Below are 24449 nucleotides of genomic sequence, written 5' to 3'. Positions count from 1 at the left end.
AGGAGCCCCCATGAAGGTTTGGATCGACCAGGACCTCTGTACCGGCGACGGACTCTGCGAAGAGATCGCCCCTGACGTGTTTTTCGGCATGGATGATGGTCTCTTCTATGTCAAAGAGACTGCATCCAACTACGGCACCGAGAAGCTGTTCGACGGCACCGCTAATCCTGCGGGTGCCGAAGGTTTGGCCCGTTTCCCCGATTCGAGTCTCGAGAGCGTGATCGAAGCGGCCGAAGAGTGCCCTGGCGAGTGCATCTTTATCGACGTTGGCGAGTGACGGTCTCCCATGAGTGAGAGCACACGGACCATCGAAGAGCTGACCGAGTCTGACTACGAGTTTGGCTTCAGCACGGACCTCGATACCGATATCGCACCGCCCGGTCTCGATGAGAGCATCGTCCGTCTGATTTCGTCCAAGAAGGACGAGCCGGAGTGGCTGCTCGAATGGCGGCTGAAGGCCTACGAGGCGTGGCGTGCCATGGAGGAGCCCGACTGGGCCAAGCTCGAGATTGCACCGATCGACTACGAGGCAATCAGCTACTGGGCGGCGCCCAAGCAGAAGCCGGTCCTCGACAGCATGGACGACGTCGATCCCGACATTCGTGACATGTTCGACAAGCTCGGCATCCCGCTCCACGAGCAAAAGATGCTCAGCAACGTCGCCGTCGATGCAATCGTCGACTCGGTGTCGGTCACCACAACGTTCAAGAAGACCCTGCTGGAAGCCGGCGTGATCTTCTGTTCGTTCTCCGAAGCTGTCCGCGATTATCCCGAGTTGGTGCGCGAGCACCTCGGGTCCGTGGTTCCGGTACGTGACAACTTCTTTGCTGCGCTGAACTCGGCGGTGTTCTCCGACGGGTCGTTCTGCTACATCCCGAAGGGCGTTCGCTGCCCGATGGAGCTGTCCACGTACTTCCGTATCAACTCGATGAACACGGGCCAGTTCGAGCGCACGCTGATCGTGGCCGAAGATGATTCCCATGTGTCCTACCTCGAGGGGTGCACGGCGCCGCAGCGCGACGAGAACCAGCTGCATGCAGCGGTCGTCGAGTTGGTCGCCAAGGATCGTGCCGAGATCAAGTACTCCACGGTGCAGAACTGGTACCCCGGTGACGAGAACGGCGTCGGCGGTATCTACAACTTCGTCACCAAGCGAGGGCGGGCCCACACCGACGCCAAGATTTCTTGGACTCAGGTGGAGACCGGTTCGGCGATCACCTGGAAGTACCCGAGCGTGATCCTGCAGGGCGACCGCAGCATTGGCGAGTTCTATTCCGTTGCGCTGTCGTGCAAGCGTCAGCAGGCTGACACCGGAACCAAGATGATTCACATCGGCAAGGACACCACCAGCACCATCATCTCGAAGGGCATCTCCGCGGCCCACGGTCAAAACACGTACCGCGGGTTGGTCAAGGTGTTGCGTTCAGCAGAGAACGCTCGCAACTACACCCAGTGCGATTCGTTGCTGCTGGGCAAGGACTGCGGCGCTCACACGATTCCGTACATCGAGGTCAAAAACCCTGGTGCCCAGATCGAGCACGAAGCGTCAACGTCAACGGTCGGCGAAGACCAATTGTACTACTGCCGCCAGCGCGGCATGACCGAAGAAGATGCGATGTCCATGATCGTCAACGGCTTTTGCCGCGAAGTGTTTAACGAGCTCCCGATGGAGTTCGCTGTCGAAGCTCAGCGGTTGCTGAGCGTGAGCCTGGAAGGAAGTGTGGGCTGATGCTGCACGTCAACAACCTCACCGCTGCCATTGGTGGCAAGCAAATTCTGAACGGTCTCGACCTCGATGTCGGCGCCGGCGAAGTGCATGCGATCATGGGTCCGAACGGCTCGGGCAAGAGCACTTTTGCGCACGCTCTTGCGGGGCGCGATGGTTATGAGGTCACCGGGACGGTCACCCTCGACGGAGTGGACCTGCTCGACATGGAACCCGAGGCGCGGGCCGCTGCTGGTGTGTTCCTGGGATTCCAGTACCCGGTGGAGATTCCGGGCGTGAACAACATGTACTTCCTGCGCACGGCAGTCAATTCGGTGCGGCGCGCTCGCGGCGAGACCGAAGTTGGTGCTCGTGACTTTTTGAAGGTCGCCAAAGAGGCGATGGACCTCGTCGAGATGAAGCAAGACTTCCTCGATCGTGCCGTCAACGCTGGCTTCAGCGGTGGCGAGAAGAAGCGCAACGAGATTCTTCAGATGGCATTGATGCAGCCGCGCCTCGCGATCCTCGACGAGACCGATTCGGGTCTCGACATCGATGCGCTGCGCGTCATCGCCGGTGGCGTCAACGCACTGCGGGGCCCGGAACGGTCGATGATTGTGATCACTCACTACCAACGGCTGCTCGACTACATCAAGCCGGACTTCGTGCACGTGCTCGTCGACGGTCGCATTGTCGAGTCGGGCGACCACACCCTTGCTCTGCATCTCGAGGACCACGGGTACGCCAGCTTTGTCAACCATGACCTCGACGACGCCCCCGAGCGGCCTCTCACCGGAGTCCAATCGTGACGGCGGCGCCCGCGGCGGTCGACCCGACGGTTGCGGGCCGAACCGTTGCACTCGATTGGGTCGAGGCGAACGGATATCCAACGAAACGTCACGATGCGTGGCGCTACGCACCGCATCAGCAACTCACTGCGTTGTCGTTCGGTCCTCCAGTCACGCTCGCATCGAGTGTGCCTGACCTCGAGGCTCAGATTCCTGTTCTCGATGGTCCGCGCATCGTCGTGGTCAACGGTGTGGTCGATGTCGAGCTCTCTTCGATGACTGGTCCGGCGGGTCTCCACCTGTCGAGCCTGCTCGATGCCCGTCGGGAACAACCGGAGCGCATTTCGTCACACTTCGATCGTGGCGACAGTCAGATCACCGACGCCTACATGGCGCTCAACTTGGCGTTCGGTGGCGACGGTGCTGTGGTCCTCATCGACGATGATGTTGTTCTCGACGTGCCGATTCACATCGTGGACATCGAAGTGCCAGACGAGACACGCAATGCGTCGTGCACGGGTGTGGTCATCGAGTTGGGTGCCCGCAGTTCGGCCACAGTTGTCGAGACCCGCATTGGTGTCGGCGCCGAATTCGGCGGTTCGAACATCCGCACCACCATCACATTGGGCAACGCTGCCTCGCTCGAGCACGTGCTCCTCCAAGACGTGCCGCCGAGCCACGTCCACCTCAGCAGTATCGACGTGCACCAGGCTGCGGACAGCCGGTTCTTGGCTCGTTCCTTCAACCTCGGCGCCTCCTACGGACGTGCGGCCTACGACGTCGATCTCGCGGGTCCTGGTGCCCATGTCGACCTGTCGGGTCTGTTCTTTGGCTTCGGCGACCAGATTCTCGATCAGCAGATCAATGTCGTTCATTCCGCCGAGAACTGCACAAGCCGCCAGTCCTTCCGAGGCGTGCTGGATGACGAGAGCACCGGAATTTTCAACGGTGGCATCGAGGTCCGTCCGGGTGCCGATGGCACCGACGCGGAACAGTCGAACCAGAACCTGATTCTCTCCGATCGGGCCGAGATCAATACCCAGCCACGGCTCGAGATCCTTGCCGACGAGGTGGCCTGCAAGCACGGAGCCACCGTCGGCCAACTCGACGACACCGCGATGTATTACATGCGGTCGCGGGGCATCCCTGCGACCGAGGCTCGCCGCCTGCTCATCAATGGCTTCGCTGACCAGGTCGTCGACGAAGTCGGCATCGAATCGGTGCAAGCCTGGATCACCAGCCGCCTCGGACACGACGATGTCTGATCAGTCCGTCAGTGTCGGCAAGACCAAGGGCTTCACTCTGCCGCGTGCGGCCGTCGCCACGATCGTGCCTGCGGGCCATCAGGTGACCCTCGCCGCCGGTGACCGGGTCACGCTGCTCCAGGCGCTCGGTGCCACCGCAACGGTGACCACCCGTGACGGCGAAATGGCACGTCTTTCCCGGCAGGACTCGATCGACTTCGGGTTCATCGATGCCCCTGACGGTTCTGCAGTCGCGAGTGATGCGCCGTTCAGCATCGACCGGGTCTGGGAAGCCGCGACGACGGTCTATGACCCGGAGATCCCAGTCGACATCGTTGAACTGGGCCTCGTCTACCGCGTCGATGCCGAACAGTTGGATGGCGGTGGCTGGCACGTTGACATCGACATGTCAGTCACGGCCCCGTTTTGCGGGATGGGCGACATCTTGCGGCTCGACCTCCGAGACGCGGTCGCAGCAGTCACCGGGGTCGACACCGTGGACGTGAAGTTGGTCTTTGACCCTCCGTGGGACGCATCGCGTCTCTCCGATGTCGCCCGCCTTGAACTGGGAATGTTCTAGCCGCGAACAGGAGATCTCTCGACGCAGCTCTCGGCTGCGTCGAGTCGGAGTGTCAACGCACGACGTCGTAGCCGGCGTCTTCGATGACGGCGATGATGGCACCGCTCTCTCCGCCATGGACAGTGACGGTCTTGGCGTCGATGTCGACGTCGACGCTCCGGATGTCACCCAGGCCGTGTACCGCGGCCTCGATCGTGGACTTGCAGTGCCCGCACGAGATCTCCGGGACGGAGTAGGTGGTCGTTGCTGCGTCGGTCATGTCGTTCTCCTGAGAATGGTGTTGTTGGATGAGTGCAGTTCAGCCCGCAACAGCACTCGGTGATGCTGTTCGCGGTGCCTTCGGTGCGAAGCGTCGGAGGCGAATGCTGTTGAGCACCACGCTGATCGACGAGAACGCCATGGCGGCTCCTGCGATCAGTGGGCTGAGCAGGCCGGACACGGCGAGTGGGATGGCGATGGTGTTGTAGCCGAATGCCCAGAACAGGTTCTGCACGATGGTGCGGTAGGTCCGCCGGGACAGTTCGATCGCGGTGACCACGCCGGCGACGTCGCCGCGCATCAGTGTGAGGTCACTGGATTCGATCGCGACGTCGGTACCGGTTCCGATCGCGATGCCGAGATCGGCTTGGACGAGTGCGGGGGCGTCGTTGACGCCGTCGCCGACCATCGCCACGACTTCTCCGGCTGCTTGGAGGCGTTGCACTTCGCTTTGCTTGTCTTTGGGGAGCACTTCGGCAATCACACGGTCGATGCCAACGGCGTCGGCGATGGATTGTGCGGTGCGTGCGTTGTCGCCGGTGATCATCGCCACGGTGAGGTTGAGGTCATGGAGTTGTCGCACGGTGTCGATTGCTGATGGCTTGAGGGTGTCTGCCACCGCGATGACTCCACGGACCTCGCCGTCCCAACCGGCGAACACTGCGGTCCGACCCTTGTTTTCGAGCTTGGCTGCTGCGTCGTCGAGCGCCGCCGGGAGTTCGAGCGATGCCTGCGCGGCGAGTTCGCGGCGCCCGACCCAGACGGTGGTGCCATCGACGTTGGCTCGGATGCCGTGACCGACAATGGTGCCGAACTCGGTGACCGGGTCGACGGAGCCGTGCAGTTCGCGTGCGGCGTCGGCAATGGCGTGTCCGATCGGGTGCTCGCTGTCGGCTTCGACGGCGCCGGCTTTGGCGAGGAGCTCTGCTTCGTGGGTGCTGCTTGCGGCGACGATGTCGGTGACCGCCATCGCTCCCTGGGTGAGGGTGCCGGTCTTGTCGAAGACGACGGTCGTGATGCGCCGGGTGCGTTCGAGTACTTCGACGGACTTGATGAGGATGCCGAGCTGTGCGGCGCGGCCCGTGCCGACCATGATCGCCATCGGAGTTGCCAACCCGAGCGCACAGGGGCAGGCGATGATCAGGACCGCGACTGCGGCGTACACGCCGTCGCTGACGCTGCCACCGATGACCGTCCAGCCGAGGAAGGTGAGCAGCGAGATCGACATCACGACCGGGACGAACACGGCCGAGATCCGGTCCGCTAGCCGCTGCGCTCCGGACTTGCCGGTCTGGGCGTCTTCGACGAGCTTGACGATCTGGGCGAGTGCTGTTTCTGAGCCGATCGCCGTCGCCCGGATGGTGAGCACGCCCGATGTGTTGACCGTGGCGCCCGCGACGGTGTCTCCGACGGTCTTGTCGACGGGCAACGATTCGCCGGTCAGCATCGATTCGTCGACTGCACTTGCACCTTCGGTGACTTCGCCGTCGACGGGCACTTTTTCGCCGGGGCGAATCTTGATGAGATCGCCGACCTGGACGGACTCGACCGGCACCATCTCTTCGACACCGTCACGCACGAGGCGTGCTTCTTTGGCGCCGAGTTCGACGAGAGCTCGCAGCGCCTTGCCGGCACGGCCTTTGGCCCGGGCTTCGAGGTAGCGGCCGAGGGTGATGAAGAACATGATCACCACAGCTGCTTCGAAGTACAGCTCCATGCCGCCGGTGAACAGTTGGTAGGTCGAGAAGGTGAACGCGGAGAGCGTGCCCATTGCAATGAGCGTGTCCATATTCGCCGTCAGGTGGCGGGCGCGTTGGGCGGCGCCGACGAGGATCGGCCAACCGACGTAGAACTGGACCGGGATCGCGAGGGCGAACTGCAGCCAGCGCAGCGCGGTGTTCTCCATCGCGAGGTCGTGGTACAGCATGGTCGAGACCATGAACGCGGCGATTGGCGCCGAGATGATGGCTCGCCGGAGCCACATTGCTTGCTGCTGTGCCTCGTCGCGGTCGACTTGGTCGGCGCGTTCGGCTGCGGTCGGACCCGATGCAGTCTGGTCGGCGGCGATGTCAGTGAGTTCGTAGCCGGCCTTCTCGACGGCGTCGGCGAGCAGTCGGGCGTCGAGGTGTTCTCCTGGGAGCGCGGTGACGGTGGCTCTGCCGGTGGCGTAGTTCACTTCGGCGTCGGCGATTCCCGGCTGGCGCTGAAGGACTTTCTGGATTCGGGCGGCACATGAGCCGCAGGTCATACCGCCGACGGCGAATTGCCCGGCGGCGGATTCGATTGTTTCGGGCGCGTGGAGGGTGTAGCCGGCTCGTTCGACTGCTGACTGCACTGCGGCGAGGTCGACGGTGTCGTCAACCGAGACACGCGCTCGGCCGGTCGCGAAGTTGACGTCGGCATGGGTAATGCCTGGCTGCTTGGCGAGGGTTTTCTGGATCCGCGCCGCGCACGATCCGCAGGTCATGCCGTCGACGTCGAGATCGAGGATCTGTTGCCGGTCGAGGAGTTGATCGGTCATGTTGTCAACGTACGCCTTCCAGTCCAGGGCAAGGTCAAGCGACGGTGAAGCGACGTCGGACACATCGCCGGGAGCGATTCAGCCGGCGGCGGCGTCGGTGATGATCTGGCACCTGTTCGCGTCGGTGCACTTTGCCGGGTCAAGCGCTCCGGCACGTCGATACATCGCCTGCAGTTCGACACGGGCGGCCTCAAGTTCGACGATCCTCTCGTCGAGTTCGTCGAGGTGCTGTCGAAGGAGCGCCTTGGTGTGCTCGCAGGTCTGGCCGCCCTGATCTTTAATCTCGAGGATCGACTTGATCTCCGCGAGCGCGAGCCCGGTTGACTGGGCTTGCTTGACGAAGTCGAGTCGCTCGACCGCAGCGGGCCCGTAGGAGCGATAGCCGGAGTCTGTTCGCGCTGGTTCGTCGAGGACGCCGATCGACTCGTAATAGCGAATGGTCTTGGTGGTGACTCCGGCGGTGTTGGCGAGTTCTCCGATCTGCATGCAGACCACGGTATCGAGGCCACACCCACCCAACCTTGCTGTTGACTGGAATCTTTCTGCGTGACGCGACCCGAACGGTGCTGCAGTCGCTCCGACCGAGGCATTGCGCCACAACTAGGGTCAAGGTCGCGTTGTTTCAACCCTTCGATGCTGAAAGGCCTTGCATGCTCTTCCCGATTCGCAAGATCGTGAGTCTGACCGAAGAGATTCGGTCAGATCATGGCCCCGCCCCCGCTACCCCGCTCTTCAAGGGTGCCATCGCCGCAGTTGTCGGCAACCCGTACGTTGGTCAATACGTCGATGATCTCTCGCCGGCCTCAGATGAGCTGCGCGCGCTCGGCGAAGAGTTGGGTGGCCAGTTGATTACCCACCTCGGAGGTGACCCGTCCGCTATTGAGAGTTACGGCAAGGGCGCCATCGTCGGGGGTGCCGGCGAGATTGAGCACGGCGCCATGTGGCACATTCCCGGCGGTGGTGGGATGCGAGCGGCCATCGGCCGAGGCACGTCGATTGTGCCGTCGACCAAGAAGGTGGGTGCGATGGGTGCGCGGCTCGATGTTCCGCTCACTCACCTCGATTGGTCGTATGTGGGCAGCCACTACGACGCAATTGAGATGGGGGTGTCTGATGGACCCCGGCCCGATGAGATGGTGTTGATCTTGGCCATGGCCACGGGTGGGCGGATCAACGCTCGTCTGGCTGGCGGGTTCACGATTGAGGATCAGGGCAAGCCGGGGATGCCGGCATGAGGGTCGCAGTCATTGGCCTTGGTCGGATGGGTTGGCCAATCGCCGGTCATCTTGCGGGCGGCGAACATGGCCACGAGGTCAAGGTGTTTGATATCTCAGCCGAGGCAACGGCTGCGTGGGCCGGCGAGCACGCTGGTGAAGCGGCGGCGTCGGTTGCCGATGCGGTCAGCGGCGCCGATGTGATTGTCTCGTCGTTGCCTGCCGACAAGGAGATGCGCGTTGTTGTCGACGAAGCGCTTGCCCATGTCGCTGAGGGCGCGATCTGGATCGACCACTCCACGATTTCTGCTTCGGGAGCGCGCCAGTTCGCTGATGAGCTCGCCGACCGTCGAGCGCATTTTCTGGACGCTCCGGTGTCGGGCGGCGTTGATGGTGCTCGCAACGGTTCGCTCACCGTCATGGTCGGTGGCGATGAGGACGCGTTTGCCCGGATCGAGTCGTCGATGGCTGCTTACGCGGGCCGAGTCACCCATATGGGGCCGTCCGGAGCTGGCCAGATCACCAAGATGACGAACCAGATTTGTGTTGTTGGCGTCGCCCAGGCGTTGGCCGAGGGGCTGGATTTCGCGATCAACGCCGGTCTGGATCCGGAACGAGTGGTGCATGTGATGACCCAGGGGTCCTCGACGTCGTGGGAGATGGAGAACCGGGCTGCGCAGATGATTGCCGGCGAATACGACTTTGGGTTCTCGACGACTCTGATGCGCAAAGACGTCGGCCTGGTCCTCGACGAGGCGAGTGCGATGAATGTGTCGTTGCCGGTGACGGCAATGGTTGCTCAGTTCCTTGCCGACGTTCATGCCCTCGGCGGAGCCGACTGGGATTGGTGCAGCTTGATGGAGCGGCAGCGGCGACTTTCTGCGCCAGACGGCTGAACAGCGTTCGGTCGTCGCCGCGAACCATCAGCGTTGCGACCAGACAGCCACTGCTCGTTTCCGAGCGTTGAGGTGCCCGGGACGGGATTTGAACCCGTACTCCACGTTCGTGGAAGGGGGGTTTAAGCCCCCCGCGTCTGCCAGTTTCGCCACCCGGGCGGGTTGCGTGCTCTCACACTCCGGACCAGGTTAGAGCGAGTCGCTGTTCGACAGCACCTACGCTTGAGAGATGGCTCTCCAAGATTCCCTCGCTGACACGCAGATGAAGTTCATGAACCTCGTCCATCGCAGTATCCGCACGATTTCGTTTGGTCGCGTCGGCAACACACTCGGCTCGATGCCAGTCGTCGAACTGCACGCCGTGGGCCGCAAGAGCGGCAAGGCGCGCACAACCATGCTCACCACACCGCTCCAGGAGAACGGCAGCTACGTGATCGTGGCGTCCAAGGGAGGCGACGATCGCGACCCGGAGTGGTATCTCAACATTGTTGCCAACCCCGATGTGAGCCTCGTGATTGGGGACGGCACACGTGTGGACGTGACGGCTCGAACCGCCACGGCCGACGAGAAGGCCGAGATGTGGCCCAAGATCGTCGACGCCTACAAGGGCTACGCCGGGTACGCACAGAAGACCGACCGTGACATCCCGGTGGTGATCTGCGAACCACGCACTCCCTGAGCTTGAGGAGCGCCCGTCGATCAGGTCGGGCCAGTACCGATCAAGTCCACCGGTGCGGACCACGCGCATTGCTTGAGCGTCATCACCAGCAGCGCGCTCCGGGCAACCCGGTCGGTTTCATGCTGCACCGCGCGCAACGTGTGACCGAGCAGAGTTCGAAAGCTGAATCTCTGCACCCTCGGTCATCACAGCCCACAGGTCGGTCCGCACTCGGTCGGCATGGGGCGGTACCAGTCGGTTTGCGACGATCACTCCCTCGATCATGTCGGCGAGTACTGCTCCGAGGGGTCGATTCTTGACCCGGATGGACACCACTGCTCCTTTCGGGCGTCGCCGGATGCTGCGTTCGATGCCGACAAGCCGTGGTGGGCAGCGATAGCTCGGCGCGTCGAGGCCCAGACTGCGTGCTGCACGGCTGAGCGTGCGTGCCGCATGGGCAAACTCGACGGTTGAGGCGAACTCCATGACCTCACTATGACGACGCGCGCTCACAGAGTTGCCCGGCGCGGTGCCTTTAGCGATCTCGGCGCGTCCTGCCCAGCAATCCGCCGCTCCGCCCACCGAGTTCGACACACGCCGTGCCAACCGCGCGTGCCTTTAGCGATCTCGGCGCGTCCTGCCCAGCAATCCGCCGCTCCACGCACCGAGATCGACACACGCCGTGCCAACCAGCCAACCAGCCCGCCCGCGGGAGGGAGCCGGGTCAGTGCGTGGTGCCGGCCAGTTGTTCGTCGAGCCAGGCCATCGCGTCGTCCATGACCTCGTCGGAAATCACCGACGACGTCCAGTCGTCGAGCTCGCTGTCGGCCACGACGGCGACAGGGGACATTTCCTCGTGCTTGACCACCTCGGCATCGTCGCCAGTCACGGTGCCGAGGATTCGGTCCATGAGCTCGTCTCTCTCCATGATCTCGGTGGCATCGCGTTCCGCAGCGAGGACGATGCCTGCGAGTTCAGCGCCACTGGATGACGAGGACTCAGACTGCTCAACGACGAGATCATCGGATCCGCTACTCCGGTCCTCATCGTCGTCGTGCTCGCCGTCGTGCTCGTCGTCGTCGCCACTGGGCCAGAGCACCATCACCACGACGATGCCAATGAGGAGAATGATCACCCAGATTTGCTGGAGGAACTGGAACAGCTTGCCACCGTGCGGGAGATGGGCGAGGGGTTGTCCCACGATGTTCTCTTCAGTCAACTGCCAGCGGTCAGGTGTGGTCCGGTTGTCGCCCTGGGTAATGAAGAATCCTTCGTCGTCGACCTCCACGACTCGGTGGATGACGAGCAGTCCTTCACCGGTCTCACCGTCGGGAACTTCAAACACGACGGTGTCCCCAATTTCAGAGGTCGGTCGTTCTCTGACGATGACGAGGTCCCCAAGATCGTATGTGGGCTCCATCGAGTGCCCGGATACGACAACGGCACGGGTCTGTCCGCCCAGTGGCGCCGGCCAGAGATAGAGGGTGCCGGCCACGATGACCAGCGTGAACAAGATCGAGAGAATCCGGCGCCACAGTGGGGCGCGCTCGACTTCTCCGTCGACGATGTCCAGACCCTCCGCCTGTTCGTCAGCGGCAGGAGGGTCGATCACAGACTGTTGCTCGGTGACGGTGTCGATGCTCACGGGCATGCACCAAGCCCAAACTCGGTCCCGCACAACAACTCGCCGGCGTCCGATTCCTTCGCACTACCGACAACTCCGTCCAGACCGATGATCAGGTCGCCGTCATCGTTTTCCTCGGCCTTCTTCGTGACGGTGCCGTTGACGACCAGGTTGCCCGGCCCAGACTCCTTCGCCTCATCGACGCCTCCGTTCACGGTCAGGTCGCCGGCGTCTTTCTCCTCGGCCTTGTCCGCGACCGTGCCGTTGACGACCAGGTTGCCCGGCCCAGATTCCTTCGCATCATCGCCAACGGATCCGTTCGGACCGATGATCAGATTGCCGTCGCCCTTTTCCTCCACCTTGTCCGCGACCGTGCCGGAGATGTCAACGGAGCCGTTGCCGTCCTCCTTGATCCCCTTGCCAACGTTGCCACCAGCGAGGACGGTGACGCCACCATCGCCCTTCTGGGTGATCTTGCCGGTGACCAACCCGCCGGCGCCGATCGTGATGTTGCCGTTCTTGACTTCGAGGTCTCCGTCAATCGTGCCAAGCACGACGATGTCGGCTTTCCATTTCAGCTTCTTCACGTCGATGGTCGTCCCGACAGGCACCACACAAGCGACAGCGTTGTCTCCGGCGCCACAGTCGGGTCGGGGCGGAAGGGTCGTTGTGGGCACTGAGACGGTGCCCGACACGGAGAAGCTGGCGACGTCGGCGCTCGAAATCCCACCCAGGCTGGCCGCATGCCCGAAGGTCAATGCGCTCGCGCCGACCACTGCCACAGCAGCGATCCCAAGCGGCAGCGAGCGCCCTCGGCCTGAGTGACGCGAGCGAGGTGTCGTCATGGCTGTATCCCAAGCGATGCTCGAGTGCTCGCAGGTGCTGCGCTGAATCCTGGGTGAGCCGAGGCGGAACGCGCGTGGAACGAGAGCATCAGGCACATTGCATGTGTCGTCATGTCGTTGGCGTTCCTTCTGCTCACAGCTCCGTCGACAGAGCTCTTCCGATAGTCATCGGTGCTCAGGCTTGGTTTCTTGAGGAAATGTTGACACGACGGCGGTTCACCTGGAGCGCCTGAGTGGTGTCCACAAATCTGGCTAGGGGGCGATCGGGTTGCCGCCGATTGTCAGGGCGATGCCGTCGACGTCGTCGCTGAACAATCGGACCCGAATGCTGGCCCTGCCGCCGTTGCTGACCGTCAGCGAGGCTCCGTTGGTCGTTGCCGAGACTCCGCTGGCACCGTTCTCAAACAGAGTGATCGAGTAAGGCAGGTCGCGGCAAGCGAGGCTGACGTCGCGGAGCACGACTCGGTTCACCCGGTATTCACCGCGGCCACGACGGAAGCTTTGCCGGAACTCGTAGGTGATGCCGTCGGTGTCGCAGGAGCCGACTGCCGCACTGTCGGCTCCTAGGTTGTCGGTCCCCAACCCACCCAGGCTGGCCGCCGATGCCCCAACAGCAATCGTGCCGGTGACGGCGATGGCGACCACAACGGCTCTGAGACGTTGGAATTTCGTGTTGGTCATGTCAGTGGTCCTTCGGTGGTCGGCGCGCAGCTCGACCCACGGAATCAGGGGGTGATCTCGTCGTTGATGACGGTGGCGAGTCCCGGCGAATCGATCGTCGGATGATCGCCTGTGGCGAAACCGACGAGGCCGGCCGCCCCCGACGTTCCCACCCCAGCCGGAGCAGGGCGTGGAACATCGGACGCGACCGGCCTCGGTCAGGTCATGTCAGATCCTGAGGATCAGGGTGCTGCTGGTCAGCCGCTGATCGACAGCGCGGCGTTGGTCACCGCTTCGGCTGCGACGCCGTCGTCGAGGGAGACGTCGAAGGCTCCGGATGTGAGCGCAACAGTGCCAGTTTTAGTCGAACCCAAGATGTTGGTTCCGTCGGTGAGGGTCAGCGAGAAGGCCTGGCCTTCGCAAGCTGCTGCGACGCTGGAAATGCTCACTGAATACGTCCTCGCTGGTAGCAAGTAACGCCCGCTGGGGACTTCGGGTGTTGTCAGCTGCCGCCGAGGTACAGGATCAGTTGTGCGTCGTCGCGCCCGGCGACGGGTGGTGCTTCGTCAAGTGGGGCCAGGTCGGCGTCAAGTTCAAGGTCAGCGCGCATCCGGTCGGCGGCATTGACGTCACCGTCGGCGTAGTAGATGACGGTCTCCACCGTTCGCACCGCGCCCACCAGGCCGCGCACGTCGGTGTAGCCCAGCTCGATGAGTTGCGCGACTGTCGGTTCCAGACGCTCTCCTGCCGTTGATCCGTTGACGACGACCACGGCGTAGGCGTCTCGTGGGAGTGGCTCGATAGTGGTCGGTGGCACTGTCGACGTTGTTGACGTCGTGGTCGTGGTGGTGGTCGTCGTTGTGGTGGTGGTCGTGGTGGTTGGCGGCAGCGTCGTCGTGGTCGTCGAAGAAGTGGTGGTCGTGGCGGGGGTGATCTCGCCGCGACTCTCCAAGACGAACACGGCTGCGATCAGCCCGGCGATACCGATCGCTACGACGATGTTGACGATGGTGGCGCGGTTCATGGCAGGCCGACGAGGGAGCTCAGATGGATGTCGCGTCGCAACAGCAACGACTGACGAAAGATCACGGCCGTTTGAACTGCCGTGACAGCACGTCGATGGTCGAATCGGTCCCCGCGTTGCTGGGCAGACCGGAAATTCCGGCGCCAGCAAATGCACTGGTCGCTGCGACAATCACGTCGGCCATCCGCAGCTTCATCATGCGCGCCCGAGGCTACCGACCGAGCGTCAAGCTGTGCCGGACCTCTGGGAACTATTCGCCAAGCCAGGGCGAGACCGAGCATCCAGAGGAGTTGGGTACAGTTCGACGTCGTGAGCGCCGAGGCCGACAACACAGCCAGCCCCGATGCGCTGACCAGCCTCACACCAATCCAACGCAAGACACTCCAAGCACTCCGCCGCAGCGGCGAGCCCCTGGTGTTCGATGAGGGGCTGGTTGCTGACATCCGCACCGAGATGCGCGTCGCACTCGATCATTTCGCCGCCCGGCTCGACGACGGTCAAGATCTCTTCGTCACCAAGCACCGCATTGCCTCTGTCCTCGATTGCGAGGCACATTTTCTTGCGCCCGACGAGTTCGAGTGGACACCGGCAACCGCCAAAGGCCAAATCGCGCACCGGGCAATTCAGCTATTGCTCGGGTGGCGCGGCGAACCGTCCCCCACGGACCTGGTCGACGAGGCCATGGCGCGGCTCGCTGATGAGGACCGGGGCATCGGGATCTGGATCGCCACCCTCGACAAAGGCGACGAGGCCGACACCCGAGGCCTGTCGACTGAACGGGTGACCAAGTTCGTTGAGAGCTTCCCGCCGCTTGATCGGCGCGCGAATCCCGTGACTGAGGCCGCCGCGCAGTGGCCCGTTTCAGGTCCAATTCTTCTTCGGGCTCGGGTCGACTTGATGATCGGTCGACCTTCCGGCAATGAGAGCCGCAAGGTGATCATCGATCTCAAGACGGGACGAGTGGGGCCTCGGCATCGCCAGGACCTCGGGTTCTACGCACTGGTCGAGACGCTGGTGCGCGGCGTTCCACCAAGAAAGCTGGCGACGTTCTATCTTGATGCGGGCGAGGCCCAGACCGAGGATGTCAGCGAACGCTTGTTGCGCACAGCGGTGCGGCGCACGCTCGACGGGATCAACGCCATGGTCGAGCTGGGCGCGGAAGGCCGTCCCCCGGTCAAACGGCCCGGCAGTAGCTGCCGCTGGTGCCCCCTCGCCGAGGGCTGCGACGAGGGCCAGGCACACCTGGCCACCTTTGACACCCACTGAGCGCTCCGGTCGTTCGGGCAACCGCTCTGCTCCGTTTGCCCCTTCCGCAAACATAGCCGAAATCCGCTTCCACCACGTCTACCCTCTTCCACCATGAAGGGCATCATTCTCGCTGGCGGCACTGGTTCGCGCCTCCATCCAGTCACACGCGGAACCTCGAAGCAGTTGTTGCCCGTCTACGACAAGCCGATGATCTACTACCCGCTGTCGGTGCACATGCTGGCTGGCATTCGTGAGGTCTTAATCATCACCACGCCCGAGGATCGTGCCGGGTTCGAGCGTCTGCTCGGCGACGGGTCGCAATGGGGTCTGCAGCTCGAATACGCCACGCAGCCCTCTCCCGACGGCCTCGCTCAGGCCTTCCTCATCGGTGCCGATTTCCTCGATGGCCAAGGCGCCTCACTCGTGCTCGGTGACAACCTGTTCTACGGCGCCGGGTTCTCGAAGCTCGTTTCCAGCGCCGCTGACCGACCATCGGGCGCCACGGTGTTCGGGTATCACGTCAAGGATCCACAGCGCTACGGCATCGTTGACCTCGATACAGACGGCCGGCCGACCAAGATCGAAGAGAAACCCGAGAATCCCAGCAGCCATTGGGCAGTCACCGGGCTCTATTACTTCGATGAGCGAGTTGTTGAGGCTGCCGAGCTGGTGAAGCCGTCGCCGCGTGGCGAACTCGAGATCACCTCGGTCATCGACTACTACCTCGAACGCGGTGAACTGAACGTCGAGCAACTGAACCGCGGCTTTGCATGGCTTGACACCGGTACGTTCGATTCGATGGTCGAGGCGTCCGAATTTGTGCGTGTGATTCAGCATCGCCAGAACAGCCAGATTGCGTGTCTCGAAGAGATCGCGTGGGAGCAGGGCTGGATCGATGACACGGCATTGCAAGCTGCGGGCGAGTCGATGGCCAAGAACACTTACGGTCAGTACCTGCTCAACCTGCTCGAAGGTGGTCCGCGATGAGTGAGCAGATGAAGATCCTGGTGACGGGCGGCAAGGGCTTCATCGGCTCTGCCGTCGTCCGTCACCTCATCATCGAGACCGACCACGAAGTCGTGAACGTCGACAAGATGACCTACGCAGCCACCGAAGGCTCAACGCAGATGGTGGCCGACAGCCCGCGGCTCGCCTTCGAGCAAGCCGACATCTGCGACATCGACCGCATCACCGAAATCTTCGCAGCCCACTCCCCCGATGCGGTCATGCACCTCGCCGCAGAAAGCCATGTTGACCGCTCGATCGACGGCCCCGCTGCGTTCGTGCAGACCAACCTGATCGGCACGTTCACAATGCTCGAAGCCGCTCGCGCTGCCGGCGTGCAGCGCTTTCACCACATTTCGACCGACGAGGTGTTCGGATCACTCGGCCCAACCGACCCCGCCTTCACCGAAACCACCCCGTACGACCCACGGTCGCCGTACTCGGCGTCGAAGGCTGGATCTGACCACCTGGTGCGGGCCTGGGGCGAGACCTACGACCTGCCGGTGTTGCTCACCAACTGCTCGAACAACTACGGGCCGTTCCACTTCCCCGAGAAGCTGATTCCGCTTGTCACGATCCGTGCCCTGCACGGCGAACCGCTTCCTGTGTACGGCAAGGGCGACAACATCCGTGACTGGCTGCACGTCGAAGACCACGCTGCCGCACTCGTCACCGTTGTCGAGCAAGGCACACCAGGCGAGACGTACAACATTGGCGGCAAGGCCGAACGCACCAACCTCGAAGTGGTCGAAACGCTCTGTGACCTCGTCGACGAACTCGCCGGCCCGCTCGATTCCGGCGAGTCGCGCCGTTCGCTCATCACCTTCGTCGCCGATCGCCCTGGTCACGATCAGCGCTACGCCATCGATCAGACCAAGATCCAAGGCGAATTGGGCTGGGAGCCCAAGCACACCTTCGACACCGGGCTGCGGAGCACCGTGCAGTGGTACCTCGACAACCAGGCCTGGTGGCAGCCACTCCGCGATGCGCAAGCCACCGAGCGTGTCGGGTTGAAGAAGTAGCGATGGAGGTCATCAAGACCGCCCTCGACGGCGTCGTCGAGATCCGCGCGAAGCGCCACGGCGATGACCGCGGCTGGTTCAGCGAGACCTACAAGCAACACGCCCTGATCCACGCCGGAATTGACATCGACTTCGTCCAAGACAACGAGTCGTTCTCGGCCCCGACCGGCACGCTGCGCGGCCTGCACTACCAGACCGCTCCGCACGCCCAAGACAAGCTCATTCGCGTGATCCACGGGTCGATTCTCGACGTGGCAGTCGACATTCGGCGGGCCTCACCGACCTTCGGCCAGCACGTAGCAGTCAAGCTCACCGCTGAGGACGCCAATCAGCTCCTCGTGCCCGTCGGGTTTGCCCACGGCTTTTGCACCCTCGAAGACAACGTGCGTGTGGCTTACAAGGTCAGCGGCCAGTACGCACCGGACTGCGAACGCGCAATCCGCTGGGACGACCCCGACCTCGCCATTGCGTGGCAACTCCCGGCCCACGGTGCCACCCTGTCCGGCAAGGACGAAACCGCTCCGCTCTTCGCCGACCAGCCCGACCTCTTCTAGGCCCCAGCCTCGCTCCCGCCGGCACGCCCGCCGATCTCGGCGCGCTCCACCCAGCTTCCCGCACCAGCACACACCGAGTTCACCGCGCCCCACCATCCCGAACCGTGCACCCGGTCAACTCGGCGCGTTCCACCCAGCATTCCGCCGCGCCAAACACCGAGATCACCGAAAGCTTCCCTGGCCGCCCGCGTCCGACCCACTGCAAAGACGTGACATACCATTGTCGGATGATCAGTCGGTCAGCGCCGCTCCTCATCATCCTCGCCCTCGCCGCCTGCGCCTCCGGATCCGAAGACGCTGGCTCCACAACAGCAGGCACTGCCGTCTCCGTCATCACCCCCGCCCCCGATCCGCCCGACACAACGACTACGACAACCACCACCAGCACCACCCCTCCGACACCCACCACAACCCAAGCCCCGACCACCACCCTCGAGCCCATCACCCAAATCGAAGCCGCCGTCAAGCAGGCATACCTAGATCTTGATGCTGCGTACCTTGCGGCGGCCGGAGACCCAGCGAACAGGGAGTTACGCGAGGCCTACCGGGCTGCCTATGCACCAGACAGCTTCGAGGGACAAGCAAGTTTCCTTGACGAACTGCTCACCAACGGGACCCGATTGCGAATCAACCCCGACGTGCCGCGATCAGTTTCGTTTCCATCGCCAATCGATCCTCTATCTGCAAGCGAAATCGCGATCGAGATTTGTGAGGTTGACAGCGACGTGATCTACATTCCGGCCACCGATACCCAGCCTGAGGTGATCATCGACGATCGAGTCGTCACCCGCCTCGCCCGATCGGTATTCGTGCAGCGGGCCGAACGATGGGTGCTTGAAAGCGGCGAGCTTCTCGATCGGTGGGAGGGCCACGAGGACTCATGCGGCCTTTAGCAGCTCTTCTCACGCTGCTGATCGCTGCCGCGCCGGGGACCCTCAGCGCAGCTGGAAGTGACGACAAGGTCGCACCAACCACCAACGAAGACACTGGTGACGTGGGGGTTCGGGTGGTGTCTGGGGTGGTGTACACGCCGGGTGGCGGGAGCGGGCCCAAGTGCTCGTGGAATCGTTACGACCAGGGCGATTGGGAGGCAGCCATCGGCACTCCCCCGCCACCGCCTCGCGACTACGACATCCCCGACGAGGAACTCACCCCCGAAGAACTCGCCGCCCGCAACGCCGAACGCGAGCAAGACGCCCGACGCGAGATCGAACGTCGGTCACGCACCTAGGTCACCGCATTCAACGGCGAACCGCACCATGTTTATGACGTCCGCTGCGCCGGTTTCAGCGGCAACCTCCGCCTCGTCCCCGCCAACCTCGACGCCGATGACCTCCTCCCCGGCCTCATCGCCGCCGCCCAAAGCCGCATCGAGCTCCCCGTCCCGAACGTCTCACCCCAACTCGACCTCGGCGGCTATGTCAATCTCGGCATGTGGCTCGCCGTCGAGCCCGCCACCTTCGCACCGCTGACCGCCGAAGCCGGCCCCGTGTGGGCAACCCTTACCGCACAGCACGACAGCATCACCTTCGATTTTGGCAACGGCGACACCCGCAGCTGCGCCGGCTTCGGGACCCCAATCGTCGACACGAACACACTCGACGAGGGCCCCTGCGGCTACACCTATCGCCAGTCGAGCCCCGACGACGCCCCCTACTCCGTCGGCGTCACCACCACGTGGAGCATCAGTTACACCAGCTCCAGCGGCTCGGGTTCGCTCGACCCGTTCAATCGCACCGCCAACTTCGACCACGACGTCGACGAGATCCAAACCATCGGCCGCGAAAACTGACCTCGAGGCGTCAATCTCGGGCAGCAGCGCCCAGCATTCCGCCCCGCAGCGCGCCGAGATCGACAAGGAGAAAGCGATCACCGCCAGCGCGTTCAGAAGGACGTGGCATCACCACTCGTTTGGGTCCAGACGCGACAAAGCGCCCGTCACATCGCCAGTGGCGAGCGAGCGAGCGCTCAGAAGTGCTGCAAAGCAGCGAGATTCGTGGTGGGTGGCGCGGTCAGCGACCCATGTTCGGCCGCTTGCCGTGGTTCGCCTTGGAACGACGGAGGCGGGCCTTGCGCTTGCTGGTCTTCTTCGACATAGGGCTGCCATGCTACGGCTCGCGCGGCCGACCCCCAACCGCCATGCAGCTGAACGGGCAACGTCGCAGGTCAGCGAGTGTCGAGCGTCATCAATGCAACGGCGGTTCCCAGGCCCACTTCGGACCGAATCGTGGCAATCCGCCGCCCTGGCTGCACCGCGTCCTTCGGCTCGCTCACCCGTTCCGGTCCAAGCAGCGCACACGCAGCGTCGAGGTCATCGACGTTGATCACGAGCCCCCAGAACTCCGCCGCGCCACGGTCGTAGTCCGGGTGCTCCACGATCTCGACAATCAGGCCACCGCGCCCGATCCGATGGAACCCCTGGGTAATCGTTCCGAGCTCACGGGTGCGCTTCAGTGCACATCCGGTTGCGTCAGCAACCGCGCCCGACACCGTCTCCAGACTGCTTGTCATGATCACGACATGATCGAGTTCGGCCGCTCCCAGCGCGTGGTCGGCAAACGACGGCGGCGCCGGGTCAACCACGTCGACGGGCAGCCCAGCGATCATCGCCACCGGATCGATCCCGCTCAATCCCCAGCCCACAATGCCGGCGTCGTCAGCGCCGGTTGACTCAGCGATCTTGAGACCTGTGCCAAACAGTGGGATCAATCCATCGCCGCCCACGGTCAAGCCAATCGAGCGCCACGTTTCCGGGTCGCCTGCAACTGTCAACCACTCAACTCTGGCCTCGTTCGTTGTCACCGAGTCATCCTGGCACCTCGCCGCGAGCACTGACTGACCGAACAGCGTGATCCGCCTCCCGAGAACCAAGCCGGGCTCACCACGCGACCGACGTCAGAGTCAGGCGGCTGCTGACTGACGTGTCCACGCCAGCAGGTCGTCGACCGGCAACGTGTTGATGATCCGATCAATCGGCACGTTGCGTTCGGCTGCGCGGTCGCACCCGAGCGGCTGCCACTCGAGTTGGCCCGTTGCATGCGCATCGGAGTCGATCGAGAACCAGCAGCCGTACTCGATGGCAAGGTCAATGAGTTCTCGAGGCGGATCGAGCCGCTCGGGCCGACAGTTGATCTCGACAGCAGTGTTGAACTGCGCGCAGGCGGCAAACACGTAGTCCGCATCGAAGTCACTCGGCGGACGCTTGCCGATCATGCGACCAGTGCAGTGGCCGAGGATGTCGACATGGGGCGAAGCAACCGCCAGCAACATGCGCTCCGTCATCTGCGCCTTGTCCATGCGCAGCTTGGAGTGCACGCTCGCAACCACCACGTCGAGCCGCTCGAGCATGTCGTCACTGAGGTCAAGTGACCCATCGACCAGGATGTCGACCTCCATGCCCGACAGAACTCGGAAGTCATGGCCTGCTTCGGTGATCGCCGCGTTCAGATCGGCGATCTGGTCGAGTTGCTCGCTCAGCCGCTCCTCGTTGAGTCCGTGCGCAATGGTGAGCCGGGCCGAGTGATCGGTCTGCACCATGTACTCGTGACCGATCGCCATGGCTGTGGCCGCCATCGCTTCAACCGGCGCACCCCCGTCGCTCCACGTCGAGTGCAGGTGGCAGTCGCCACGCAGCGCGTCCCGATACACCTGCCCCTCGGGAGTGATCGCAACCGTTGATTCAGCCTCGATCTTGCGAAGGTACGTCGATTCGCGTCCTTCGATGGCATCGGCAATCACCGCCGCCGTTGACTTGCCGATTCCGTCAAGTTCCTGGAGCGTGTCGTTCTGAACCCTGGCCTCGATCTCATCGGCAGGCGTCGTCCGCACCACATCAAGGGCTCTGCCGAATGCCTTGGCTTTGAAGCCCTTTTCATGTGCACGGTCGAGGCAGTGAATCACGCGCAACAGTGCGGCCTCGGGCGTCATGGGTCGAATCGTAACGCTCTCCCACTGCCAGGCCCCGTGCGAAGGGCGGGGCGCCTGCCTGCCGGCGAACTGGGCGCGATCTCCCGCGGAATGCTGGGTTTCGGGCGCCGAGGTTGCTGGTGGGTCAAGTCGAAGCGACGATTCTGGACGGCGTCGCAGCGATACCGTCCCGACGGTGAGACGATTCGGAACGGCCCTGCTCATCGGGGTGATTGCCCTGAGCGCGTGCTCCGACGATCCGCCTGACTTCGAGGTGGCCGATCCCATCGGCAACGCCGAGCCCGGTGATGTGATCGCGCTCCGAGCAAACGGCGGCGCCGTCGAATACGTCAGCCGCCGCACCGGAGAGATCCGCTCGTTCGACACCGCTACCGATGCAACCCAGATCCTGGCGACGATTGGCGTGAGCACAGACGGCGAGCAACGCGGCCTGCTCGGTCACACCGTCATCGACGATCGACGATTTGCTGCGTGGACGGATCCGGACACATTCGACCTCGTCGTCGGCGAAGTCACGAGCGGCTCGGTCGATCGAATGATCTGGTCGGGAACCGGCACCCAATCGAAAGCCGTCGGTGGTCACCTCGACACGATCGACGGCAAGATCCTGCTCGGCATCGGATCCCTGACCGATTGGGCCAACGACCACGGGTCGGGCGCCATGGTCACTCTCGACCCCGATGGCAACGAGGGCCAAAGCCCCGTCGTCCTCAGTGACGGCTGGAACAACCCCTTCGCATTCACGGTGCTCGATGACGGAACAATCTGGGTAGCCGACAACGCTCCCGACGGTTCCGACCTCCCCGTCGCCGAGCGCGACGGAGAACGCATCGCCACCACCGACGCCACCGGACCAAGCCTCCTTGAACCGCCTCCCCAGCGGGCCCCGTCCGCCATCGTTGAACTGCCCGACGGCCGACTCGGCGTCTGCGGATTCCTCGACAACGAGATGCGCTCCTACTCCCTCACCGACGACGGCAACCTCGAACGGGCAGGCACGATCGGCCCCTGCCTCACCGGCGCCGCCGTGCTGGCCGACGGCACCATCGTCACCGCCTCAACCAATGACGACGGCGACGCCGCGCTCCTGATCCGTACGCCGTAAGGAACTCGGCGCGGCCTGCCCGACAATCCGCCGCACAGCGCGCCGAGTTCGCCGCTGATTCCGTCGACCCGTCCACGACGCCCACTGTCGGGGCATGCGGCTCTCCGATTTCGACCGATGGGCGCAGGAGCACCACGGCCTTCTGACCCTCCGCGCGTCCGGGCTGACGAACGACGCATGGCACCGCGCGCTGCGCTCCGGCACCCTCATCGGAGTCCACCGCCACGTTGCGCGTCTCCCTGGCACTCGGCGCGACCTCTTCCAGCGAATTCATGCCGGCGTGCTCGCGGCAGGCGAGGGCGCCATGGCATCGCACCACTCGGCCGCGGTGCTCTGGAAGCTCGTGGAACCAGACGGCGACCTGGTCCACATCCTCACCAGCCGCGACAGCCGGCCCGCCCTCGACGGTGTGGCCATCCATCGCCCGACCGATCGACAACGGCTCCAACCACAGCGACGACACAACATCCGTTGCACCGACCCACTCCGGACACTGTGCGACCTCGGCACCGACCGGCCCGAGCTGATGCAGTCCGCTGTCGGGGCCGCACTCGGCGCTCGCCTCGTCAGCATCGACGCCCTCACCGCCACCGCCGTCGCCCACAGTCGGCGGGGACGGCCCGGCACCGCCGCCCTTCGCTCAGCAATCGATGCCTGGGCGGTCGACCACCGGCCCGCAGACTCCGTCCTCGAGCTCATCTTCACCGACCTCGTCCGACGGCATCATCTTCCGCCAGTCGCGTTCCACGAACGGATCCGAGGATGGGAGGTCGACTTTCGATTCGTCGACACACCGGTGATCGTTGAGTGCGATGGGTGGACGACGCACGGTCTCGACCGGGATCAGTTCGAACGGGATCGTCGCAAGGACAGCGACCTCGCAATCGCCGGATGGCAGGTCCTCCGATTCACGTACCGAGCGATCGTCAACGAGCCGGCCGACACGGCGTTGCGCATTCGGCGAGCACTCCAACGATGGCAGCATCTCGCGGTGCCTGACTCAGCGTGACCGCGCGACAGCCGACGGGATCTGGGGTTGCGCTGCCCCGGAAAGCGCTGCTGCACGCGCCGAGAACGATGCGCTCCCTGATTCAGCCATGGAATGGTCGATCACATCACCGTCTCGCCTCTCTGAGGCGATGTGCTGTGCCGGTGCGGTGTGGTGAAATAGTGGTGTTGCCCTGTCGTGCACTGCGACGGCGGCCGATCCTCACCGCGGGAGACAACATCGTGTCCAATTCAGGGTCTCCAGACCACACCGACCGCCCCAGCGGCCCGGGAGGCGTTTTCGGCCGGATCGTCGGCTCGGTCGTCTCGCCAATCGTCGGCAACATCGATCTCGACGAAGTCATCGATCAGATCGATGTCAACGAGGCAATCGACCGCGTCGACGTCAACCAGCTGGTCGACCGGATCGACGTCGATCGCCTGGTGGAGCGAATCGACCTCGACGAGGTGGTCGCACGGGTCGATCTCAATCGAGCCATCGAGGGCGTCGACGTCAATCAACTGCTCGATCGCATCGACCCCGATCAACTGCTGGACCGGATCGACGCCGACGGGCTGCTCGA

30 protein-coding genes, 1 tRNA gene and 1 pseudogene are annotated in these 24449 nt (G+C 63.6%); 17 read left to right on the top strand and 15 right to left on the bottom strand.

Annotation, left to right across the window (positions count from 1 at the left end; all coding sequences use genetic code 11):
- The first annotated feature begins 10 nt into the window (after positions 1-10).
- The 5 genes from ACH2DW_RS10720 to ACH2DW_RS10700 are packed head-to-tail and all read left to right on the top strand — an operon-like array spanning position 11 to position 4317.
- On the top strand, positions 11-277 hold the full coding sequence (locus ACH2DW_RS10720) for a ferredoxin (RefSeq protein WP_394929739.1): 267 nt from the start codon (positions 11-13) through the stop codon (positions 275-277).
- Positions 278-286: 9 nt separating this feature from the next.
- Positions 287-1729: a Fe-S cluster assembly protein SufB gene (gene sufB, locus ACH2DW_RS10715; RefSeq protein WP_394929738.1), complete on the top strand. Its 1443-nt coding sequence runs from the start codon at positions 287-289 to the stop codon at positions 1727-1729.
- Positions 1729-2514: a Fe-S cluster assembly ATPase SufC gene (gene sufC, locus ACH2DW_RS10710; protein ID WP_394929737.1), complete on the top strand. Its 786-nt coding sequence runs from the start codon at positions 1729-1731 to the stop codon at positions 2512-2514. The genes sufB and sufC overlap by 1 nt, the downstream gene beginning before the upstream one ends.
- Complete coding sequence (sufD, locus tag ACH2DW_RS10705) at positions 2511-3758, top strand: Fe-S cluster assembly protein SufD (protein ID WP_394929736.1); 1248 nt, start codon at positions 2511-2513, stop codon at positions 3756-3758. The genes sufC and sufD overlap by 4 nt, the downstream gene beginning before the upstream one ends.
- Positions 3751-4317, top strand: a complete 567-nt coding sequence (locus ACH2DW_RS10700; RefSeq protein WP_394929735.1) for an iron-sulfur cluster assembly protein — start codon at positions 3751-3753, stop codon at positions 4315-4317. The genes sufD and ACH2DW_RS10700 overlap by 8 nt, the downstream gene beginning before the upstream one ends.
- Before the next feature lie 52 nt (positions 4318-4369).
- Here ACH2DW_RS10700 and ACH2DW_RS10695 read toward each other — a convergent pair whose 3' ends face one another.
- The 3 genes from ACH2DW_RS10695 to ACH2DW_RS10685 all read right to left on the bottom strand — a co-directional run bounded on the left by ACH2DW_RS10695 (position 4370) and on the right by ACH2DW_RS10685 (position 7582).
- Positions 4370-4576: a heavy-metal-associated domain-containing protein gene (locus tag ACH2DW_RS10695; protein ID WP_394929734.1), complete on the bottom strand. Its 207-nt coding sequence runs from the start codon at positions 4574-4576 to the stop codon at positions 4370-4372.
- A 39-nt stretch (positions 4577-4615) separates the two neighbouring features.
- On the bottom strand, positions 4616-7096 hold the full coding sequence (locus ACH2DW_RS10690; protein WP_394929733.1) for a heavy metal translocating P-type ATPase: 2481 nt from the start codon (positions 7094-7096) through the stop codon (positions 4616-4618).
- Between the two features lie 78 nt (positions 7097-7174).
- Positions 7175-7582 carry a heavy metal-responsive transcriptional regulator gene (locus tag ACH2DW_RS10685; RefSeq protein WP_394929732.1) on the bottom strand — a complete coding sequence of 136 codons (408 nt, stop codon included), beginning with the start codon at positions 7580-7582 and terminating at the stop codon, positions 7175-7177.
- A 164-nt stretch (positions 7583-7746) separates the two neighbouring features.
- Here ACH2DW_RS10685 and ACH2DW_RS10680 point away from each other — a divergent pair, with 164 nt between their 5' ends.
- The gene (locus ACH2DW_RS10680) at positions 7747-8331 is read left to right on the top strand and encodes an amino acid synthesis family protein (RefSeq protein ID WP_394929731.1); all 585 of its coding nucleotides are present in this window, start codon (positions 7747-7749) and stop codon (positions 8329-8331) included.
- A complete protein-coding gene (locus tag ACH2DW_RS10675) occupies positions 8328-9206 on the top strand; it encodes an NAD(P)-dependent oxidoreductase (RefSeq protein ID WP_394929730.1) in 879 nt (292 codons plus the stop codon). Before ACH2DW_RS10680 ends, ACH2DW_RS10675 begins: the two co-directional genes overlap by 4 nt.
- Before the next feature lie 73 nt (positions 9207-9279).
- Here the strand turns inward: ACH2DW_RS10675 and ACH2DW_RS10670 are convergent.
- A tRNA-Leu gene (locus ACH2DW_RS10670) sits at positions 9280-9365 on the bottom strand.
- Positions 9366-9435: 70 nt separating this feature from the next.
- Between ACH2DW_RS10670 and ACH2DW_RS10665 the strand changes: the two genes are divergently transcribed.
- The gene (locus tag ACH2DW_RS10665) at positions 9436-9885 is read left to right on the top strand and encodes a nitroreductase family deazaflavin-dependent oxidoreductase (RefSeq protein ID WP_394929729.1); all 450 of its coding nucleotides are present in this window, start codon (positions 9436-9438) and stop codon (positions 9883-9885) included.
- A 117-nt stretch (positions 9886-10002) separates the two neighbouring features.
- On the opposite strand, the gene ACH2DW_RS10660 is transcribed toward ACH2DW_RS10665, so the two are convergent.
- From ACH2DW_RS10660 to ACH2DW_RS10630, 7 genes are all read right to left on the bottom strand, one after another.
- Positions 10003-10350 carry a hypothetical protein gene (locus tag ACH2DW_RS10660; protein WP_394929728.1) on the bottom strand — a complete coding sequence of 116 codons (348 nt, stop codon included), beginning with the start codon at positions 10348-10350 and terminating at the stop codon, positions 10003-10005.
- Between the two features lie 238 nt (positions 10351-10588).
- Positions 10589-11515: a signal peptidase I gene (locus tag ACH2DW_RS10655; protein WP_394929727.1), complete on the bottom strand. Its 927-nt coding sequence runs from the start codon at positions 11513-11515 to the stop codon at positions 10589-10591.
- A complete protein-coding gene (locus ACH2DW_RS10650; RefSeq protein WP_394929726.1) occupies positions 11506-12333 on the bottom strand; it encodes a hypothetical protein in 828 nt (275 codons plus the stop codon). Before ACH2DW_RS10650 ends, ACH2DW_RS10655 begins: the two co-directional genes overlap by 10 nt.
- A gap of 252 nt (positions 12334-12585) precedes the next feature.
- On the bottom strand, positions 12586-13014 hold the full coding sequence (locus ACH2DW_RS10645) for a hypothetical protein (protein ID WP_394929725.1): 429 nt from the start codon (positions 13012-13014) through the stop codon (positions 12586-12588).
- A 236-nt stretch (positions 13015-13250) separates the two neighbouring features.
- Positions 13251-13442: a hypothetical protein gene (locus ACH2DW_RS10640; RefSeq protein ID WP_394929724.1), complete on the bottom strand. Its 192-nt coding sequence runs from the start codon at positions 13440-13442 to the stop codon at positions 13251-13253.
- 53 nt (positions 13443-13495) lie between these two features.
- A complete protein-coding gene (locus ACH2DW_RS10635) occupies positions 13496-14017 on the bottom strand; it encodes a hypothetical protein (protein WP_394929723.1) in 522 nt (173 codons plus the stop codon).
- 61 nt (positions 14018-14078) lie between these two features.
- The gene (locus tag ACH2DW_RS10630; protein ID WP_394929722.1) at positions 14079-14216 is read right to left on the bottom strand and encodes a hypothetical protein; all 138 of its coding nucleotides are present in this window, start codon (positions 14214-14216) and stop codon (positions 14079-14081) included.
- 110 nt (positions 14217-14326) lie between these two features.
- Here ACH2DW_RS10630 and ACH2DW_RS10625 point away from each other — a divergent pair, with 110 nt between their 5' ends.
- From ACH2DW_RS10625 to ACH2DW_RS10595, 7 genes are all read left to right on the top strand, one after another.
- On the top strand, positions 14327-15283 hold the full coding sequence (locus ACH2DW_RS10625; protein ID WP_394929721.1) for a PD-(D/E)XK nuclease family protein: 957 nt from the start codon (positions 14327-14329) through the stop codon (positions 15281-15283).
- Positions 15284-15376: 93 nt separating this feature from the next.
- Complete coding sequence (gene rfbA, locus ACH2DW_RS10620) at positions 15377-16252, top strand: glucose-1-phosphate thymidylyltransferase RfbA (RefSeq protein ID WP_394929720.1); 876 nt, start codon at positions 15377-15379, stop codon at positions 16250-16252.
- Positions 16249-17292, top strand: a complete 1044-nt coding sequence (gene rfbB, locus ACH2DW_RS10615) for a dTDP-glucose 4,6-dehydratase (protein WP_394929719.1) — start codon at positions 16249-16251, stop codon at positions 17290-17292. The genes rfbA and rfbB overlap by 4 nt, the downstream gene beginning before the upstream one ends.
- Positions 17293-17294: 2 nt before the next feature.
- The gene (rfbC, locus tag ACH2DW_RS10610; protein ID WP_394929718.1) at positions 17295-17846 is read left to right on the top strand and encodes a dTDP-4-dehydrorhamnose 3,5-epimerase; all 552 of its coding nucleotides are present in this window, start codon (positions 17295-17297) and stop codon (positions 17844-17846) included.
- A 227-nt stretch (positions 17847-18073) separates the two neighbouring features.
- The gene (locus tag ACH2DW_RS10605) at positions 18074-18739 is read left to right on the top strand and encodes a hypothetical protein (RefSeq protein ID WP_394929717.1); all 666 of its coding nucleotides are present in this window, start codon (positions 18074-18076) and stop codon (positions 18737-18739) included.
- Positions 18727-19077, top strand: a complete 351-nt coding sequence (locus tag ACH2DW_RS10600; RefSeq protein WP_394929716.1) for a hypothetical protein — start codon at positions 18727-18729, stop codon at positions 19075-19077. Before ACH2DW_RS10605 ends, ACH2DW_RS10600 begins: the two co-directional genes overlap by 13 nt.
- Positions 19078-19278: 201 nt before the next feature.
- Positions 19279-19638, top strand: coding sequence for a hypothetical protein (locus ACH2DW_RS10595; RefSeq protein ID WP_394929715.1), 360 nt, complete (start codon positions 19279-19281; stop codon positions 19636-19638).
- A 220-nt stretch (positions 19639-19858) separates the two neighbouring features.
- Here the strand turns inward: ACH2DW_RS10595 and ACH2DW_RS10590 are convergent, their stop codons facing one another.
- The 3 genes from ACH2DW_RS10590 to ACH2DW_RS10580 all read right to left on the bottom strand — a co-directional run bounded on the left by ACH2DW_RS10590 (position 19859) and on the right by ACH2DW_RS10580 (position 21773).
- On the bottom strand, positions 19859-19942 hold the full coding sequence (locus tag ACH2DW_RS10590) for a 50S ribosomal protein bL37 (RefSeq protein WP_394929746.1): 84 nt from the start codon (positions 19940-19942) through the stop codon (positions 19859-19861).
- A 70-nt stretch (positions 19943-20012) separates the two neighbouring features.
- Positions 20013-20648 (bottom strand): VOC family protein, encoded by a 636-nt coding sequence (locus tag ACH2DW_RS10585; protein WP_394929714.1) that lies wholly within the window; start codon positions 20646-20648, stop codon positions 20013-20015.
- A 99-nt stretch (positions 20649-20747) separates the two neighbouring features.
- The gene (locus tag ACH2DW_RS10580) at positions 20748-21773 is read right to left on the bottom strand and encodes a PHP domain-containing protein (protein WP_394929713.1); all 1026 of its coding nucleotides are present in this window, start codon (positions 21771-21773) and stop codon (positions 20748-20750) included.
- 175 nt (positions 21774-21948) lie between these two features.
- On the opposite strand from ACH2DW_RS10580, the gene ACH2DW_RS10575 reads away from it, so the two are divergent.
- Both ACH2DW_RS10575 and ACH2DW_RS10570 read left to right on the top strand, forming a co-directional pair.
- Entirely contained in the window at positions 21949-22878 is a 930-nt protein-coding gene (locus tag ACH2DW_RS10575; RefSeq protein WP_394929712.1) for a hypothetical protein, read from the top strand.
- Between the two features lie 94 nt (positions 22879-22972).
- Positions 22973-23887: a DUF559 domain-containing protein gene (locus tag ACH2DW_RS10570; RefSeq protein ID WP_394929711.1), complete on the top strand. Its 915-nt coding sequence runs from the start codon at positions 22973-22975 to the stop codon at positions 23885-23887.
- A 230-nt stretch (positions 23888-24117) separates the two neighbouring features.
- Here ACH2DW_RS10570 and ACH2DW_RS10565 read toward each other — a convergent pair.
- A pseudogene (locus ACH2DW_RS10565) lies at positions 24118-24449 on the bottom strand (hypothetical protein); the annotation flags it as partial.

It is taken from the genome of uncultured Ilumatobacter sp. (assembly GCF_963980585.1).
Lineage (GTDB): Bacteria > Actinomycetota > Acidimicrobiia > Acidimicrobiales > Ilumatobacteraceae > Ilumatobacter_A.
Note: the sequence above shows the minus strand (reverse complement) of the source record. Positions and strands in the feature narration are given on the sequence as shown.